The organism is Arthrospira sp. PCC 8006 (genome assembly GCF_046480465.1).
Taxonomy (GTDB): Bacteria; Cyanobacteriota; Cyanobacteriia; order Cyanobacteriales; family Microcoleaceae; genus Limnospira; species Limnospira platensis.
The window spans coordinates 1-17,095 of the sequence record NZ_PKGG01000106.1 but is presented as its reverse complement, the minus strand read 5'-3'; the positions used below and the strand labels follow the sequence as shown (position 1 = coordinate 17,095).

14 protein-coding genes are annotated in these 17,095 nt (G+C 42.2%); 6 read left to right on the top strand and 8 right to left on the bottom strand.

Annotated elements, in window-relative coordinates; genetic code table 11:
- Positions 1–491: methylmalonic aciduria and homocystinuria type D protein (locus tag B9T16_RS15715; RefSeq protein WP_410245208.1), on the top strand; the 491-nt coding region annotated here is incomplete at its 5' end.
- Here B9T16_RS15715 and B9T16_RS15710 read toward each other — a convergent pair.
- Positions 439–861 (bottom strand): hypothetical protein, encoded by a 423-nt coding sequence (locus tag B9T16_RS15710; RefSeq protein WP_006620193.1) that lies wholly within the window; start codon positions 859–861, stop codon positions 439–441. The genes B9T16_RS15715 and B9T16_RS15710 overlap by 53 nt on opposite strands.
- Before the next feature lie 130 nt (positions 862–991).
- On the opposite strand from B9T16_RS15710, the gene B9T16_RS15705 reads away from it, so the two are divergent.
- On the top strand, positions 992–1,621 hold the full coding sequence (locus B9T16_RS15705; RefSeq protein WP_006620192.1) for a M23 family metallopeptidase: 630 nt from the start codon (positions 992–994) through the stop codon (positions 1,619–1,621).
- Between the two features lie 106 nt (positions 1,622–1,727).
- Here the strand turns inward: B9T16_RS15705 and B9T16_RS15700 are convergent, their stop codons facing one another.
- Positions 1,728–2,354 (bottom strand): hypothetical protein, encoded by a 627-nt coding sequence (locus tag B9T16_RS15700; RefSeq protein ID WP_410245207.1) that lies wholly within the window; start codon positions 2,352–2,354, stop codon positions 1,728–1,730.
- Between the two features lie 416 nt (positions 2,355–2,770).
- Between B9T16_RS15700 and B9T16_RS15695 the strand changes: the two genes are divergently transcribed.
- Positions 2,771–3,535, top strand: a complete 765-nt coding sequence (locus tag B9T16_RS15695; RefSeq protein WP_410245206.1) for an HpsJ family protein — start codon at positions 2,771–2,773, stop codon at positions 3,533–3,535.
- A 4-nt stretch (positions 3,536–3,539) separates the two neighbouring features.
- Here the strand turns inward: B9T16_RS15695 and B9T16_RS15690 are convergent, their stop codons facing one another.
- The 5 genes from B9T16_RS15690 to B9T16_RS15670 all read right to left on the bottom strand — a co-directional run bounded on the left by B9T16_RS15690 (position 3,540) and on the right by B9T16_RS15670 (position 12,463).
- Positions 3,540–7,595, bottom strand: a complete 4,056-nt coding sequence (locus B9T16_RS15690; protein WP_410245205.1) for a CHASE4 domain-containing protein — start codon at positions 7,593–7,595, stop codon at positions 3,540–3,542.
- A gap of 733 nt (positions 7,596–8,328) precedes the next feature.
- Positions 8,329–9,651 (bottom strand): flavin-containing monooxygenase, encoded by a 1,323-nt coding sequence (locus B9T16_RS15685; protein WP_006620188.1) that lies wholly within the window; start codon positions 9,649–9,651, stop codon positions 8,329–8,331.
- On the bottom strand, positions 9,648–10,472 hold the full coding sequence (locus B9T16_RS15680) for an SDR family NAD(P)-dependent oxidoreductase (protein ID WP_006620187.1): 825 nt from the start codon (positions 10,470–10,472) through the stop codon (positions 9,648–9,650). The genes B9T16_RS15685 and B9T16_RS15680 overlap by 4 nt, the downstream gene beginning before the upstream one ends.
- A gap of 2 nt (positions 10,473–10,474) precedes the next feature.
- Positions 10,475–11,455 carry an SDR family NAD(P)-dependent oxidoreductase gene (locus tag B9T16_RS15675; RefSeq protein ID WP_410245204.1) on the bottom strand — a complete coding sequence of 327 codons (981 nt, stop codon included), beginning with the start codon at positions 11,453–11,455 and terminating at the stop codon, positions 10,475–10,477.
- A 72-nt stretch (positions 11,456–11,527) separates the two neighbouring features.
- Positions 11,528–12,463, bottom strand: a complete 936-nt coding sequence (locus B9T16_RS15670) for an NAD-dependent epimerase/dehydratase family protein (protein WP_006620185.1) — start codon at positions 12,461–12,463, stop codon at positions 11,528–11,530.
- Between the two features lie 303 nt (positions 12,464–12,766).
- On the opposite strand from B9T16_RS15670, the gene B9T16_RS15665 reads away from it, so the two are divergent.
- The gene (locus B9T16_RS15665; protein WP_006620184.1) at positions 12,767–14,758 is read left to right on the top strand and encodes an adenylate/guanylate cyclase domain-containing protein; all 1,992 of its coding nucleotides are present in this window, start codon (positions 12,767–12,769) and stop codon (positions 14,756–14,758) included.
- Between the two features lie 83 nt (positions 14,759–14,841).
- Positions 14,842–15,438 (top strand): Uma2 family endonuclease, encoded by a 597-nt coding sequence (locus tag B9T16_RS15660; RefSeq protein WP_410245203.1) that lies wholly within the window; start codon positions 14,842–14,844, stop codon positions 15,436–15,438.
- On the opposite strand, the gene xth is transcribed toward B9T16_RS15660, so the two are convergent.
- Entirely contained in the window at positions 15,435–16,226 is a 792-nt protein-coding gene (xth, locus tag B9T16_RS15655; protein WP_317267423.1) for an exodeoxyribonuclease III, read from the bottom strand. The genes B9T16_RS15660 and xth overlap by 4 nt on opposite strands.
- Before the next feature lie 343 nt (positions 16,227–16,569).
- On the opposite strand from xth, the gene B9T16_RS15650 reads away from it, so the two are divergent.
- A complete protein-coding gene (locus tag B9T16_RS15650; RefSeq protein ID WP_317270967.1) occupies positions 16,570–17,001 on the top strand; it encodes a hypothetical protein in 432 nt (143 codons plus the stop codon).
- The last annotated feature ends 94 nt before the right edge of the window (positions 17,002–17,095 follow it).

Here is a 17,095-nt window from a genome sequence, read left to right as displayed (position 1 = left end):
GATCGCCTAATATTTCCATTCATCCCCCCACGGCTTTTGTCGCGGCTAATTTAAKGCGGATTCTACCAGATTGGAACTCTGATGATGTTTGGATAGTGATTTTTTTACAGCGATCGCAGTTCCCCTTAACCACAACTAATGATATAATTGAGCAGGAGAAAAACCGATTATGCGATCGCTTTTTAGAATTCGCCCAACCCGTAGCCCAACAACTTAATTCCCAGGGATGGATGACCGATATTATCTACCCTCCCAGCGGTTATCCGTTGCTGTCGAAACCCGGAGAAATCCACCATAGTGATGCTTTAACTGTCGCGACATCCTTAAACCTTTCTCTGCAAAAGGGACCCTGTACCATCGTAATTCATCCCCAATGGGGAACCGCCGTTTATCCCAGTGTGTTGATATCCTCTGCGCCGCCAGATGAAATCAACAAAGCTATCGATTTTGCTGGCTATCGCGTCGCCCCAACTCATAAACCCCACAGGTAACCGCCGCAATGACTCCCACACTGATAGACCAAGAAGGTCCCAACCCCAATTCAACTCCCCAATTCAATAATCCCCCCACCATTAGAAACGGTACAACGCTGAAKATAGAAGCAAAAAAAATATTTCCCGACTCCCTGCTAGTGCGCGTTTCCTCAAATTGTTCATCTGACCCATAAAAGGGACGTTCAGCCCAATCTAGCCACCCCGTGAGTTTTTCCATGAGTAATTCACTGAGGGGGGAAAACCCCAAACTTAATGCCAGCGACCATAACGCCGTCCCAGCCATAGCCGTTGTATTCAACGGGAACCAACCCAGAAATATCGATATAACAGGGGTTTCCATCGCCCATGAAAAATAATCAGTTAACATTATGTTCTGTTTATGCCTAATGGTGGCAGAATATCAAATGTGTGCTATACGGGAATTGATTTAAATATAACCCTTGTGGGTGCATCCGGTAATTCATTAATAGATTTTGGTGATTGAGGAATCAATAATCATGGCAAAACTCAACCCCCTGCAAGTTTTCAAGCGTCCGACCCTTCTGAAACGAATGCTATGGGTTCTGGTAGGTTTCGTGTGTCTGACTCTAATTCCTTGGGGGGGACAACAGTTAGATATAGGTGCAACTAAGGCATCAGCCTCCCAAGTAGCGGTAGGGGTCGATTGGGGTAATGCTTCTTTTCCGGTGGAAAATTTCCAGCAGTATACATCACCTTTTGGCTATCGTGCTGGTGGGTTTCACTATGGTTTAGACTTAGCCGCACCTATGGGGAGTTATATCCGCAATTGGTGGAGCGGACAGGTAGTCGAACTCTGGGAGGATAATCGCTGCGGCACGGGAATTATTATCCAGTCAGGACAGTGGGAACATATCTATTGCCACGTTCAGGGTCATGTACAAAGTAATGCTAATGGTACTTACTTTATTGACCGTGGCGGCGGTCTGGAACTTCGCAAAGGTCAAATTGTGGCAGCCGGGACTAGAATTGCGCGGGTTGGGATGACCGGGAGAACTACCGGACCTCACTTGCACTGGGGACTCAAGTATAGTAATCGGTGGGTTGATCCGGCCCGTGTTCTGATTGCTATGTATCATCAACAAAACCAGCGTTTGTCTCAACGTTGAACAAATAGCTGGTTAGGTTTTGTGGGGCGCGGAGTATAGGTTCATACTGTGCGCCCGGTTGTTTTGTTTTTTGTGGTCTTAGTTAGGATTGCTAACAGAGGTCAATTTAGCCCTGGGAAAGTAGATCAATGGATACCCGTTCCGATGGACTGCTTTGGGAAAAGGTGGGCAATTCTACGGAATTCTGACGCAATGCTGCTACTGGGTTAGTGGCGTTGCAGGCGTAGGTGTTGTCAGTATCGCCGTGGGCGAGGAAATTACAAGGTTGACTTGGGTTGGACTGTTGCCAAGTACACTCAAGGGCTGCATAGTAAGCATCCTCATTTCGGCTTTTCAGACATCTCGCCCAGGCTTCAGGATCGTAACCTGAACCGATACATTGGAGACTGAGACCTAAACCAATGGCTTTTAAGGCGCAGTCGGCATTCACACTACAGCCGTTTTTGTGGAAGACACCGAAGCTGTCTCTGTTGATTTCTTGTTTACCGCCAGTGTGCAAGCCATCCATTTGGCCAGGATCATTAAGTAAATCTTCGGTGGTAATTCCTAGGATATCTGCTACATCATAGACAAAATCTGTTTGGTCATCATTGAGGACTTCGCCATTAAAGATTAATTCCTCATCTGGTTCTTCTGGTGGCATTGCCCAAGGGGGAAAGGCGGCGGCGGGAGAAACACTCCAGCCTACTACCAAGAAAGAGACGGTGCCGATGGTTGTTAGTAATTTTTTCATAGTTAGTTATAATTTAGAATCAGTTGGTGAGCAAATTTAACAGTGAATAGCGGGGGTCTGAATCCATCAACAAATCAAGACAATTCTGGGTTGCTGAAGTTGCTTAACTTTCCTCCAGCATACCCAAATATAGGTGTTGATGTCAATATTTGTTATGTAAAGATGTTGTAAAATCAGAGAAAATTATGTAAAGGTGTTTGGGGGTAAGTGTCTACTTAAAATTTGCTGTCAAGTCAGTATTTTCACGGAAAAAGTGGCTAGGGTTTTGGGGATAAAGGGGAAGCCGGCAATCAATATTGAGCGGAAAAATGGTGGCGAGACGGTGGTTTTGAGGTAATATCATAGCGAGTTCAGGGTGAAGGTAGCTCAGGATAGAATGGGAGAGTCTCAGTAAAAATACGGAAAGTGATAGTGTTATGAAAGGAACAACTCGAAATCAAATCCCGTCCCAGGCTGCTGGATTTTTGAGGCTGGCGGGGGTGATTTTATTCTTTTTTGCCCTAATTAACTATATTTTGCTGTTTGTGCCACCGAATTTTGGGGATCTGAGATGGCAATTGAATTTTACTACTCAGATGGTAGAACAAGGGGTGATTCCGGTGTTGGCGATCGCCTTAATGTTTTGTGCGTACGGGTTACAGGAGGTAGCTGGTCTATCACCAGAAAAGCCTAAACAGGGGTTCAACAGTCTGAAATTTTGGGTTTATGTGATTTCTGGCATTCTGGGGGTGATGTATTTAGTGCTGATTCCCCTGCACGTTGGCACTACTATAGCGGCGAGTAATGAAACGATTGAGAAAATTAATCAGGATGCAGCGACGGCCCAAGTACAGCTAGAGGAACGTCTGCAAGAACAACAAACGCAGATGTTAGCTATCTTAGGCAATCAGCAGCGCTTAGAAGATTATATCCAAGAACAACAGCTTACGGAAGCACAATTAGCCCGCCTGCAAGAATTTCAGGAAAACCCGGAAGTGTTGGGAGTCCAAAGCGATGCTATTGGCCAAGAACTGAAACGGGAAATTGAAAACCGTCGGCGAGAGGCGGAAAAGCGATCGCAACTGGGGACTTTCAAATCTAATCTGCGGGTAGGCTTAGGTAGCTTACTGCTGGCTAGTTGCTATTTGACTATCGCCTGGAGTGGCTTAATCAACAAACGCAGTCGCAAAAAAGCGGTTTAAATGGTCAAATTTGCTGGGCTTCATTGGTCAGGGCTTCCTTGACTCTTTCTAACTCGGCTTGAATCTGAGTATAAAATGATTCCGCCGATGGTTGAGGAATGGGGACACCTGCATCTACTCCTTGACGGCCCATAATTTCTAGTTGCAGACATAATTCCGATAAACCAAAAGCGCCCAAAGTGCCACTGATGGATTTAAGGGAATGGGCTGCCTGTTTTAAGGCGATCGGATCATTTTTTTGGAGGGCTATTTGAATAGTTTTGAGAAGTTCGGGGGCACTTTCGATGTACATTTCGGCTATTTCTTCTAAGGCTTCTATCTCTCGCAGTCCTTGTAAAACAGTGGGATCAAGAATGGGGGAAGATTTGTGATCATCGCTGGTATTGGCATATACTGAGGATACAATGACATCGCAGGTGATGGGGCGACAGTTGCTGAGAACTTTAACTAATTGTTCCATACGGATAGGTTTGCTGATATAGTCGTCCATTCCTGCTGCTATACATTCAGCCCGATCGCTTTCCATGGCATTGGCTGTAACGGCGATAATACGAGGGCGTGGGGAGTAGGGGTTGTCATTGCTATCATAGCGTTTTTTAATCTGTCGGGCTGCCTCTAAGCCATCCATAATGGGCATCTGCATATCCATTAAAATGACATCATAGGGCTGTCTTTCTAGGGCTTCGAGAACTTCTAAACCATTCCCGGCGACATCAGCCCTATATCCCATTCTTTGCAGAATTTGTAGGGCGACTTTTTGGTTAACTAGGTGATCCTCGGCTAATAAAATCCGCAGGGGGAGTTTTTCTGCTAGTAGGGGAATATCTTGGGGCGATCGCATTTGGTTGCGACTCCAATTTTTAATCTGTAGAGGTTCCCCACACAGGACGTTAATCAGAATATTGTATAGGGGTGATTGTTTAATGGGTTTATTGAGAAAGGCGACAAAATCTCGATGATCGGTGGGGTTAAAATTTTGTTGACCGACGGAAATTAACATGACTAAGGGGAGGTCAACGCCGGCTGAAGTTTGTCGGACTTGGGTGGCAAAATTGAACCCGTCTAAATTGGCGATTTCCATTTCCACAATGGCGATATCAAAGGTTTTACCTTGTTTTAACCAGGCGATCGCTTCTGTGGGGCTGTCGGTATCTTCTACCACTAAACCCCAGCATTGAACTTGCTTGGTCAAAATTTGGCGATTGGTGGGGTGAGAGTCAATAATTAATAGTCGTTTTCCGGCTAATTCATCAGCATGATTCCACTGTGGTAATAAATTCTGGCTACTCTGAACTACTATGGAAAAATAGAATGTAGATCCCTGTGTGGGAGTATCTTTATTTATCTGCCAATTTTCTGGGGGATGACCACCGATCGCATCACCACTGACTACCCACATTTTACCCCCCATCATTTCGGCCAGTCGCTGACTAATAGCTAGACCTAATCCTGTCCCGCCATATTGTCGATTCGTGGAAGCATCAACCTGACTAAAGGACTTAAATAAACGATTCATGCGATCGACCGGAATACCAATACCTGTATCCGACACTGCTACCTCAATTTGATAGTGGGTAGAATACATAGATTTTGCAGTCAATTCTAAATCCGAAAACAGTGGTTTTGCTGACACTGATACCAACACTTCACCCCGGGCGGTAAACTTAACGGCGTTGCTGAGTAAATTCACTAAAATTTGCCTAACTCTTGCCATATCTCCCACCACTTCATTGGGGGTATAAGCATCAATGAAATATCCCAATTCTAGGGATTTACTCGCGGCTTTGGTCGCCAATAAGTCCAGGGATTCTTCAAGACAAGTGCGTAAACTAAAGGGGAAGGCTTCTAGGTCTAATTTTCCTGATTCTATTTTGGAGAAATCTAGGATATCATTAATTAAAGAAAGTAGGGCATCACTACTGCTGCGAATGGTTTCGACAAAATCCTGTTGAACTAGACTTAAAGGAGTATCTAATAACAATCCGGTCATCCCAATTACTGCATTCATGGGAGTCCTAATTTCATGGCTCATAGTGGCTAAAAATTCACTTTTGGCACGAGTGGCTGCGAGAGCCTCATCCCTGGCTTCACTCAATTCTTGGGCGGTTTGCTGTCGTTCTATTTCACTACCTATCCACTGCGACATGAGTTTTAATAGTTCTTGGTCAACGGCTCTAAATGGCTCATTTAAAGGGTTTTGACTCCAAAAACAAAGAGTTCCATAAACCTGACCATAGACTTTAATAGGAATAGCCATATATGCCTCAATTTGCCAGCAATTTTCATCGGCATAAGAGGGGAATCCGGAGACTAACACTGATTCAAAAATCAGGGGGTTTTCAGCCTTTAATGTCGCCAAAATCAACGGATTATTTAAATCAAAATTATCCCCAAATGACCAGCTATTATTATGGTCAATTCCTGCCATAATTTGGGCGGAAGGCTGGGGGGTGTCTAGGTTCAATATCTGGTTAATTATACCGACTTCTAAGTGGAATTTATCACAGCCCAACTTGAGGATTTGCTGGAGTTGTTCTTGCCAGTCTAAATGACGAGATGAGGTGATTTGATAAAGACTCCTAATTGAGGCTTCGCTGTCTTGTAGTTCCTGTTCCCGCTGTTTGCGATCGCTAATATCTCTGGAGACACCCAGAATTTCTTGGACTCTCCCGGTTTCGGGATGATAAATGGCGCGACTGGTGGTTTCAAACCAAATATATTCGCCGTTTTTGTGGCGGATACGATAGGTTAGAGTATAGGATACTTTTTGACTTAAAACAATTTCTAATGTCTTGCTGAGTGTGTTAAGGTCATCTGGGTGAAAAAATTTACTGGGGTGTTGACCAATTAAACTTTCCGGCTCATATCCTAATAGCAACGAACAGGCGGGGGAGGCGTAGCGGATCAAACCTCGGCGAGAGTGATGAGTAATTAAATCGGTGGAATATTCCGCCATTAGCCGATATCTTTCTTCACTATCCTGGCTTTGAATGTTAGCTTGTTCTAAGGCTTCTAACATTTGATTAATGGTTTTTCCTAAGCTGGATAGTTCATCTTCCCCTGGGGGTACTGTTAGCCGTAGGGATGGATCGCGACTTTGGCCGATTTGATTAATTTTGTAGGTGAGGTCTAAGAGTCTGGCTAAAATCAGTTTTTCAAATACCAGTATGGTAATTGCACTTAAAATTATGCCGATCAAAAATAGGGAAAATGTTAGATAAATTAGGCTGGTGCGACCTTGGCGGAAAATGGGGCGATCGCTTTTGATTTGCAGGTTGAGAATCGGTCGATTATAAATGTCTAGGAGGGGAATAGACCCTAGAATAGTGGAAGTGTCTACGGGTTGAACTCTGATGGGGTCTTCGGTATTGATGATCTCTTGGGTTTGTTGGGGGTCTAGAGGACTCCAAGGGGTGATTTCTAAGGAAAGTTGGGTAATTTGAGTTAGGCGATCTATTTCTTTAGCATCAAGATAGCGACCTACTACTAGGGTTCCTCGGCTTGGTCCACGGGCAATACTGGTAAGAATGGGACGGGCCGATAGCAGCAATGGGCCTTCTGGTAACATGACGATCCCTATTGTGGGACAGGGGATTTCCTCTTCTTTCTCAAAACAAGACCGGGAGGGGTTGGAAAATGACAGACTGACTGATTTTAGGTGGGGGGAGAGACTGGGAGGAATGGCGGTTTCGGTTTGGTTGTTGATGTCGAAACCTTTGCTGAAGACGATTTGACCTTGGCTATCTATCAGAATGAAGAGATTTAGCCTCAGATCCATAAACATAGTGTTAGCTAGGTTAGATCGCACATATCGGCTATTTTGTTGATTGATAAAGGCATAGGTATCATCCCATTTGGCTTGATCTTGAGCGATCGTATCTAAATTAGCCAGGTCATCCTCTAAGGCTTTAATTACCCGGACTACATCCTGATGCACCGACTCAATCTCCAGATTACGGAAATTCTGAATCAGGATACAGGATGCTGTTGTATACAACACCACAATTAGGCTAATTAGTGCTGCGCCAATAATGAGCAATGTCTTCTTGTGCAATTTCATAATCTTCCTCCGAGAAACCCCATCCCCTTGTGGGTGGGGAGGGATAGGAACAGCAATTGATATAGAGTGGGCGGGACCCCCAAAAGTGCATCATTCAAAAGCCATTTGAGTGCCATGGGTATTGTGCAAAGTCAGTTCTGCTATTTCTCCCTCGCCAACCACTGGTTTAAAGTAATACAACCATCACTTCCCCTACTAACATACAATCCTGTTGCTTTCTGGGTAATTCCCCTCCGTTGTCCCAAGACTCCCTGGAGTAAGTCTGGTTGGCTTGAAAAAAATCTTTAACCATAAGGTTTGACAGTTAGGAACTAGCGACCCATTCCCAGGTAAGAACTTCAACCCTTGCTCCCAAGGTAGACCCGGAAAGTCTCTCGAATGTTCCACCCAGGTCTGTCAACTAAACTCACTTAGGTTTGTGGCTGTGGTCAGCCTGATCCCTTTGTGGGGGGTTATTGACGGCGTTTTGCCTTGATGATGCTTCTACGAAACAACTGGGATGAGTAAATAAAGTTAGCACCCAACCACCCGGAAAGGCTTGGTTATTTGTAACCTGACATCAAAATAGAGACTAATAAACCCATAATCTGTTGATCCAACTTAAAACTAAGGTAGATACTTTGATTGTAGCCTAGGTTGTTGGTAAAGTTGGCTAATTACATCCATAGCCAGTTATAGCCTTGTAGGAAGCCCTGGGGTTGAGAAATTGTCTCTGATCCGTTGATGGGTGCTTCTAGGCTTGAAAGGGATTTTCAAAATTAGGATAACGTTGATCAATTTGGTGGGCTTTTTTGGTGAACCAATTAAACAAGAGGTTAAATAGTTGAATTTGCCTCAAAACTTTCTGTGGATCAGATAGGTGAGTGGTCGGCAAAGTCTGTCCGATTTCCTTCAAGACTAAACCCAAGGGAATCTTGATTTCCTCTTGTAGTTTTAGACACCGGGTAAATAGGGGCGCATAAGCAGAAATCAACGAACCTACACCGCCTCGCGCTTGGCCCCATCCGATATAATATAGCCCTTTATAATCATCTAAAAATGCTCCCCCATAACACTGTACAGTCGCTCCCTTGACTCTTTGTAATTCGGGAGGAAGAAAGGGATAGGAAACATGATAGCCTGTGCCACAAACTATTAAATCAAAGGCTTCTCGGGTGCGATCGCTAAATTCTACATCCGAACCGTCTAATTTATCGACGGCGGGTTTGGGGGTGATTTTACCATGTTTGATATAGTAGGGTACTTCATTATTTAAGGTGGGGTGTTTATCGAAAATCCGATATTTTGGTTTGGGTAAACCATAGTTTTCATGACTGCCAAAAGTTAGCTTGATTATACCATAAGATATTAATCTTTGCAAGGCTTCAGGCATCCACCAACGAATTAAATCCGATAGGGGAACCCCAGCAAAGGTTTTGGGAATAAACCACACAGACTCCCGCAGGCTTAACACCGATTTTTGACCGACTCTGGCGGCTTCGGCTGCTAGGTCACAGGCGGAGTTACCACCACCAATTATTAAAACCCGTTTACCCCGGAGTTGGTCGGGATTTTTGTAGTCTTTAGAATGGATGATTTCACCGTTGAATTTTCCGTTAAATTCGGGAAATCTTTTGCACCAATGATGACCATTACATATAATCACCCCTTTATAAATTCGCTTTTCTCCATTATCAAAGCTGACTAACCAGAGATTATTGGCGATAGGATTAACTAGGGTAACGGTGCGTTTTAGTTCAATGTTGGGGCGCAGATTAAAAGCATCAGCAAAATGGTTTAAGTAGTCTCGCATTTGTTTGGCACTAGGAAAATCTGGATAATCATTCGGCATCGGAAAATGAGTAAATTGGGTGATTTTCTTGGAGGAAATAATATGGGCGGTTTCATAGACACCATGATACCAATTACCACCAATATCATCACTAGCATCTACTTGATCATAGGTAATTTTAGCAGCTTTTAAACCTTCGGCTATACCTAATCCGACAAATCCGGCTCCGATAATTAAATATTTGTCGGCAGTTTCCGGGTTGTTTTTTAATGTTGTAAAAGTCATATTTTGGGATTTTTCACAAGTTTTTTATCAGCTAAAACCGAGATTTTATTTAATAAAAACGGTGTATAGCGCTTGAGTAAATGAATTAAATTTGCCGGGGAGTCTGGAAATACATGGAGTTGATTAGATTTAATCCCTCGTAAGGTCGCTTTCATGACCTGCTGAGGGTCGGTTAACCAAGCCTCTGGTAAACCTTGATAATTAGTGGCTAGGGTTCCATATTTTTCGGCATCTAAAATTGGGGTGCGACTAAAAAATGGGTAGACAGCAGTTACTTTGACATTATAGGATTTTACCTCATCAAAGAGTCCCTCACTAAAGCCTCGTAAGCCAAATTTACTGGCGCAATAGTGGGTTAAACCAGCTTTGCCACTCCAACCAGCTACGGAGGAAATATTGACGATATGACCTTGGCGGCGGCTAATCATATCCCCTACAAATAGACTGCTTAAACGCATGGGTGCGATCAGGTTAACTTCCATGAGAGTTTCCCATTTTTCTGGGGGTGTTTCGTCCATACGACCATAGATGGCTAGTCCGGCATTATTGATTAAAATATCGATGGGAATTTCTAGGCTTTGGACTTGATTAAATAGGGTTTCGCATCCCTCACGGTTCGATAAATCAGCTTCAAAACAGGCGAGGATTTCTCCGGTTTTAATCTCCTGTTTAATTAGTTGTGCTTGGTGGCTGAGAGTCGGTTGATGGCGATCGCTTAAAATTAAACGGCTACCTGCTGCTAATAATTGGCGGGTGAGTTGTTGACCAAATCCGCCAGTGGCTCCCGTTAAAACAACTGTGGCATTTTCTAATTTAGTCATGGTTAAATTTTCGGAGATTTTAGCATGGTTGATAATAGCACAGACCAGGGAATATTTACATTAGGAATTAGTGATGCGGATTTTTGCAGTTGCGGCCATTTCATGGAGAGTAAAAAACGCAGCGATCGCAGAGAAACTGGACGATTACCATTTTCATCTACTAGATTATACTCTTGAGCCCGTTCGGCGACAATTTGCAGGCGACCACTGCGACGCATAATATTAGGATCGGCTGCTAATGCTGCAATAACTCTCCCTGTTAATAGGGGTGTCTCCCAATTATAGCGGTCAACAAGCGATCGTATTGCTGGATCATCTGTGGTGACACTAGAGGCTTCTATTTCCGTGGCGACCCGAGACATATGTTCTGTGTTAACAATTCCTGGCCAAACGGCAACGGAAGCGACATTATAGGGTTGAAGTTCAGTCGCAAAATCCGCAGCTAGGCGATCGCAGGCAGATTTTCCAATCCCATAAACCGCACTAAAAAGATAGGAAAATCCCCCCCAAGATGAAATAGTACAGATTAAACCTTGACGACGTTTAACCATCATTATAGCTGCTAAAACCGCCGCCACATAATGACTGCGTAAGCCTACATTATTAATCTCATCCCAAACTTGCGGTTCACTTTCCCAAAAGGGTTTACCCTGCATTTCTGTTAAAGTTCGTACTCCCGCGTAGGCGTTATTTACCAATAAATCAAGTTGTCCCTGTTGTTCTTGGTCAATGCGATTAAAAAGTAATTCAACCTGTTGATCATCACTGTGATCAACCGGAATCGCGATACATTTACCCCCGGCTTTTTCCACCGCTAACTGAGTTTCTGCTAAACTGCCTCCGACGGCATCATTGGCTTGCGATAGGCTGCGACCTGTGATATAAACAGTAGCCCCAGCTTCCCCTAAACCAATGGCAATTCCTTTACCTAATCCTCTGGATGCGCCCGTGACTAAAGCGACTTTACCTGTTAATTGGCTCATGTTTGATTAGTGCTATAATTAAATGATTTTGGTCGGGGTAATTAATTAATAACTACCCCTTTCTGGTAAAATTTACGCGGCGGCTTTGATGATTTCATCGTCCGTGGAAAAGTCTACCTCCCCTTGATTGCTATTGATTATATAATCATTTTGGAAGGAATCTTTTAATCCAGAAATGAGATCATATTTGGGTTGCCAATTGAGTTGATTTATGGCTTTGTGAACATCGGCGAAGAAATGCTGAACTCGCAGGGGAAATGCTTTGCGTTTCCCGAAATCAAACTTTTTGGGGTCATAATGAATTAATTGCAGGTCATCTGGGGACTGACCCGCAGCGATCGCACAGGCTTTAGCTAAACCATCAAAGGTGACAAAGCGATCGCCTGAGATATTATAAATTTGACCAATAGCCGTTTGATTTCCTAATACTGCTACCATCGCATTCGCTAAGTCTTCCACATGACCTAATTGGGTAATGTGCATTCCATTACCGGGAACAGGAATCGGACGTTTAGCAACAATGCGATCGAAAAACCAGGACTCTAAGGGGTTATAATTTTGCGGTCCGTAGATGTAAGTTGGTCGAATTGATGTCCAAGGAATTCCCACTTTTTGCAAGTAGGTTTCCGTTTCATATTTCCCTAAATGGCGACTTTTTGGATCGGTGGGATCTCCTTCAATATGAGGCATTTGATCAGACTTGAGATAGACTCCGGCTGAACTCATATAAACAAAGTGTTTCACCTGACCATTAAATAAATCTGCTAAGGGTTGGGTATCACTTAATTGGCGACCATTATTGTCAAAAATGACATCAAAGGTTTCACCGGATAGCTTTTCCTGCAGTTGTTGGCTATCAGTGCGATCGCCATGAATTTGTTTAATTCCTTCTACCGGACTCGGTTTATTTCCCCGATTAAATAACACCACTTCATGACCCTGGCTGACTAAAATTTTCGTGAGATAAACCCCGATAAACCTAGTACCACCCATGATTAAAATTCGCATTTTATCCATCTCCTAATGATTGATTTTTATGGTTGAGAGTAAACTGGTCACGATAGTTGACTAATGTCTAGCCAGAAACCATAATACCATGGGGTTATACAACTTCTAACTAAAGTGGTAGGAATAGATCCCAATGGTCACTAAATTAATCTTATATGATTCTGGGTATTGATACCAACAAGTTATACAATAGCACAATTAGCCGATGACCAGACCCTATCCAAAAGCGATTTTAGCAGTTACTACAGTTTTCAAGCTATACTGACAACAGTTGAAATTCAAAGTTGTCAGGTAGTTAATTCCATGTTGGCTTTCTATCTTCGCCGTTTTCAGAGACAACTCAAGCGGATATTCAGTAACATTTCACTCCGCACTATTTTAGTAGTACCGTTTTTGCTACAAGTAGCATTAACTGTCGGTTTAGTTGGTTATTTTTCTTTTCGCAATGGCGAAGCAGCCGTGCGAGATTTAGCATTTCAACTGCGCCAGGAATTAACTGCTCGCATTGACCAGCAATTACAAGCATATATTAGAATACCTCATCAGATTAACAAGTTAAATGCTGATAGTTTTTCTCATGGTCAAATTGATTTTTATACTGGGGATAGAATTAATGTTTTGTTGCAACAGATTAAAAATGCACCTTATATTAATGCCGTTTATTGTGCTGAACAAGAAACCGGAAATTTTATCGGTGTAAGTTGGAGTGATGAAGGGTCATTTTTTGAGTTAATGATTAGGAATGATCAAACCAATGGAAATATGCACTTATACGGTATTGATGTCCGTGGCGATCGCCTTTATTTTCTTCGGGATGCTGGACTCTATGAACCTCGTCAACGTCCCTGGTATCGATCCGCACAAGCCACAGGAAAGTCCGTATGGAGTGATATATATTTAGATTTTACCACACAATTACCCACCATTACCGCCAGTTTATCTACTTATGATCCTTGGGGAAATCGTTTTATTGGGGTATGCGGAACTGATATTTTACTGTCTGAAGAACTTAGGCACTTTTTGCAAAATTTAGGAATTGGCAAAACTGGAGAAGCATTTATTATGGAGCGTTCAGGTCTGCTAGTTTCCAGTTCAACTAATGATAGCATGATCCGTAAAATTGGTGATAATATCCAAATTCGTCAAGCCACAGACAGTGAAAATATATTAGTCCGAGAAAGCGCCAAATATTTAACTGACCATATTTTAAACTTTCACACAATTGAGCAACCCAAACAATTCGATTTTAAAATTAAAGGCGAACGGCAATTTGTGCAAATTTTACCCTTTGATGATGGACATGGCTTAGACTGGTTAATTTTGTTAGTAGTTCCCGAAGATGATTTTATGGCTACTATTAATGCCAGCAAACGCACTACAATTTTACTGTGTATTTTAGCTTTAATATTCCCGACAATTTTTAGCATTATGATAGCTAGATGGATTAGTCTTCCTATCTCCAACTTGAGTGCGGCAAGTCAGGCGATCGCTCAAGGAAAATTACAGCAAAAAGTTCATTCTAATGGCATTAAAGAACTCAGGATTTTAGCCAAGTCTTTTAACATGATGACTCAACAGGTGCAAGATGCTTTTACCGCCTTAGAAAAACGGGTAGAGGAGCGGACGTTTGAACTCCGATATGAAAAAGATAAATCTGAAAAACTATTATTAAATATCTTGCCAAAAGCTATTGCTGATCAACTCAAAAATGAACAAACAACCATTGCTTGCTCTATGGAAAATGTGACTATTTTATTTGCAGATATTGTCGGATTTACTCCTTTATCTGCTCGCATTCCTCCCATTCAGTTGGTGGAATTGCTAAATCAGATGTTTTCCCGATTTGATGAATTAGCAGATAAGTATAGTTTAGAAAAAATCAAGACTATTGGTGACGCTTATATGGTAGTGGGAGGCTTACCAATTCCCCGGGATGACCATGCAGAAGCGATCGCCAATATGGCTTTAGAAATGCAGCAAATTATGGATGATTTTAAGACTTGTCCAATCTTGGGTAATATTTCAGGTTGCGAACATTTTCAAATTCGGATTGGTATTAATACTGGTTCCGTGGTAGCCGGAGTAATTGGTATTAAAAAATTCTCCTATGATTTATGGGGAAATGCCGTTAACATTGCTTCCCGCATGGAATCATCAGGAAAACCCGGATATATTCAGGTGACAGACATCACCTATGAACGCCTGAAATATCGTTATAAATTTCAGCCCAGAGGCACAATTAATGTTAAAGGAAAAGGCAATATGACCACCTATTGGCTATTAGGTAAAATTTAGACAATCGCAAACTTTTATTAATCTCAATGTTTATCTGCATTCACAATATGATATAATCTCAATTACTATTGGAGAATTATCAAATGATTGCCACACCCAATTTTGTCAATTTATCCCCAGATGATTACCTAGAAATAGAAGCAAACAGTTCTATAAAGCATGAATATATTGATGGGGAAGTCTACGCTATGGCGGGTGCAACTGATACTCATGTTACTATTGCTGGAAATATATTTGCCCTACTTCGCGCCCAGGTCAGAGGTTCTAGTTGTCGGGTGTATATATCAGATATGAAAGTCCGTATTCAAAAAGCAAAWGGTGAGCGTTTTTACTATCCCGATATTCTCGTAACCTGTGACCCTCGTGATAGAGATACACCCACYTATAAACAATTTCCTAAACTTATCATTGAGGTATTGTCAGACTCCACAGAAGCCTTTGATAGGGGTGATAAATTTATGGACTATCAAAGTATTGATAGCCTACAGGAATATATATTAATTAATACCCGTCATCCTCGCTTAGAGATTTTTCGCCGCCAGGATGACAGTTGGCTATTTAATACTTATAGTTTATCTGAGGATACAGAGTACTCCACTTTTCATATTGTTAGCCTGGATTTTACCGAAAAAATTGCCACAATTTACGAAGATGTTAACTTTAACTTACCCGAAAACTAAGTTCCTATTTCTAAAATAACGGGTGCATGATCACTCGGTTTTGGTTGGGTTCTGGGTTCAGTGTCAATGTAACAGGCGATCGCATTTTGATAGAGTCCAGGACTTAGATAATGGTGATCAATTCTCCAGCCTCGGTTGCGGGTAAATGAGGCGGCGCGGTAGTCCCACCAGGTAAAATGTCCGCCGTCTTGGGTAAACTTACGAAAGCCGTCTGCTAAACCCAAATTAGCGATCGCATCTAAGGCTTGACGTTCCGCCGCCGATGCCATAATATGATTTTCCCGGTTTTGAGGATTATAAATATCCCGATCTTCTGGCGCAATATTAAAATCACCACAAATACACAGATGAGGATATTTTATTAACATCTGTTGTAGATAATCCCGTAATCGGTTTAACCACCGTAACTTATACTCATATTTATCACTTCCGACACTCGACCCATTCGGGATATAAACATTGACAATACAGATATCATCAATCACCCCAGCAATTACCCGTTTTTGGTCGTCCAAATCCCCCACCTTGTCGGCACTCAAAATAGGGGTAAATCCCATGATTATAGACTCGATATTTAAGCGACTAAAAATTGCCACCCCATTATAGGCTTTTTGACCATAAATATAGACATGATAGCCCAATTCTTCAAAAGGCGATCGCGGAAAATCTTGATCAATAACCTTAGTTTCCTGTAAGCACAAAACATCAATATCCTGACCTTGTAACCAGCCCAAAACTTGGTCTTGTCGAGTCCGAATTGAATTCACATTCCAGGTAGCAATTTTCATATCTTAATCAGGGAATCAAACAGGCTTTTTGATTATAGCAAAACTTATGTCAATTTACAAATAAGCCAGCACAGTTAAATTAGCGACTCCCTTTTGAGATTTAATGACCCATACAGAGGCGATCGCGAGATAGTTGCTATTGGTGCAAGATATCAGTAATATTTTAAGATAGCTGTTCTTATTTTTTTGAGGTACAAAAACTGGATTCGCATCTTTCTACCTGCGTCATTCGACCCTGTGGCTTAAAGCTATTTCGACAGGTTAGCCCATCCTATAAACTGAGGCAAAAATCACAGATTAATTATATGTTATATCTACCATATTAACCAAGCATCCAGCCAAAATGGAAGATTACCAAGCCGCTTTTTTACAGCGTCATAAGGATACCAAAATTCTTGACTCCTCTACCAGAAAACTAGCAGCAATGCACTTTGGTGGTGTGACAATAGAATGCCTGCTAAAATCAATAATATTCGCTTCATTACCCAAAAGTGCAAGCCGAGAATGGAAAACCGACTCTAACAATCCTGGTCATACAATTACTAATCCAGGACATAGTTTGCACGACGCATTAAAGCGGCATAATCGGCTGTATAGCAGGGTTCAAAAATTTCCCCAGGTCATGAAATGGCTGGCAACAGTTGAAACCCCAAATCAACATTTTATAGATATGCGTTATTATGGCAATGAACCTAATGACCAAGACTATAAGCAGTGGCTAGATGCTTATAATCGTCTCATAGATTGGCTACAAAAACAAGCTACTCAACTTTAAAGAGGGAGATATGCAGGAAACCTGGCAAATATCACTTAAAAGACAGCTTACGGACATTTATGTGCAAAGTTCGCAAGCATGGACTGACATAAAT

Excerpts from the sequence above, each read along its gene's own strand:
- B9T16_RS15705 (WP_006620192.1), top strand. The coding sequence starts at position 992 with ATGGCAAAACTCAACCCCCTGCAAGTTTTCAAGCGTCCGACCCTTCTG.
- B9T16_RS15700 (WP_410245207.1), bottom strand. The coding sequence starts at position 2,354 with ATGAAAAAATTACTAACAACCATCGGCACCGTCTCTTTCTTGGTAGTA.
- B9T16_RS15695 (WP_410245206.1), top strand. The coding sequence starts at position 2,771 with ATGAAAGGAACAACTCGAAATCAAATCCCGTCCCAGGCTGCTGGATTT.
- B9T16_RS15690 (WP_410245205.1), bottom strand. The coding sequence starts at position 7,595 with ATGAAATTGCACAAGAAGACATTGCTCATTATTGGCGCAGCACTAATT.
- B9T16_RS15685 (WP_006620188.1), bottom strand. The coding sequence starts at position 9,651 with ATGACTTTTACAACATTAAAAAACAACCCGGAAACTGCCGACAAATAT.
- B9T16_RS15680 (WP_006620187.1), bottom strand. The coding sequence starts at position 10,472 with ATGACTAAATTAGAAAATGCCACAGTTGTTTTAACGGGAGCCACTGGC.
- B9T16_RS15675 (WP_410245204.1), bottom strand. The coding sequence starts at position 11,455 with ATGAGCCAATTAACAGGTAAAGTCGCTTTAGTCACGGGCGCATCCAGA.
- B9T16_RS15670 (WP_006620185.1), bottom strand. The coding sequence starts at position 12,463 with ATGCGAATTTTAATCATGGGTGGTACTAGGTTTATCGGGGTTTATCTC.
- B9T16_RS15665 (WP_006620184.1), top strand. The coding sequence starts at position 12,767 with ATGTTGGCTTTCTATCTTCGCCGTTTTCAGAGACAACTCAAGCGGATA.
- xth (WP_317267423.1), bottom strand. The coding sequence starts at position 16,226 with ATGAAAATTGCTACCTGGAATGTGAATTCAATTCGGACTCGACAAGAC.
- B9T16_RS15650 (WP_317270967.1), top strand. The coding sequence starts at position 16,570 with ATGGAAGATTACCAAGCCGCTTTTTTACAGCGTCATAAGGATACCAAA.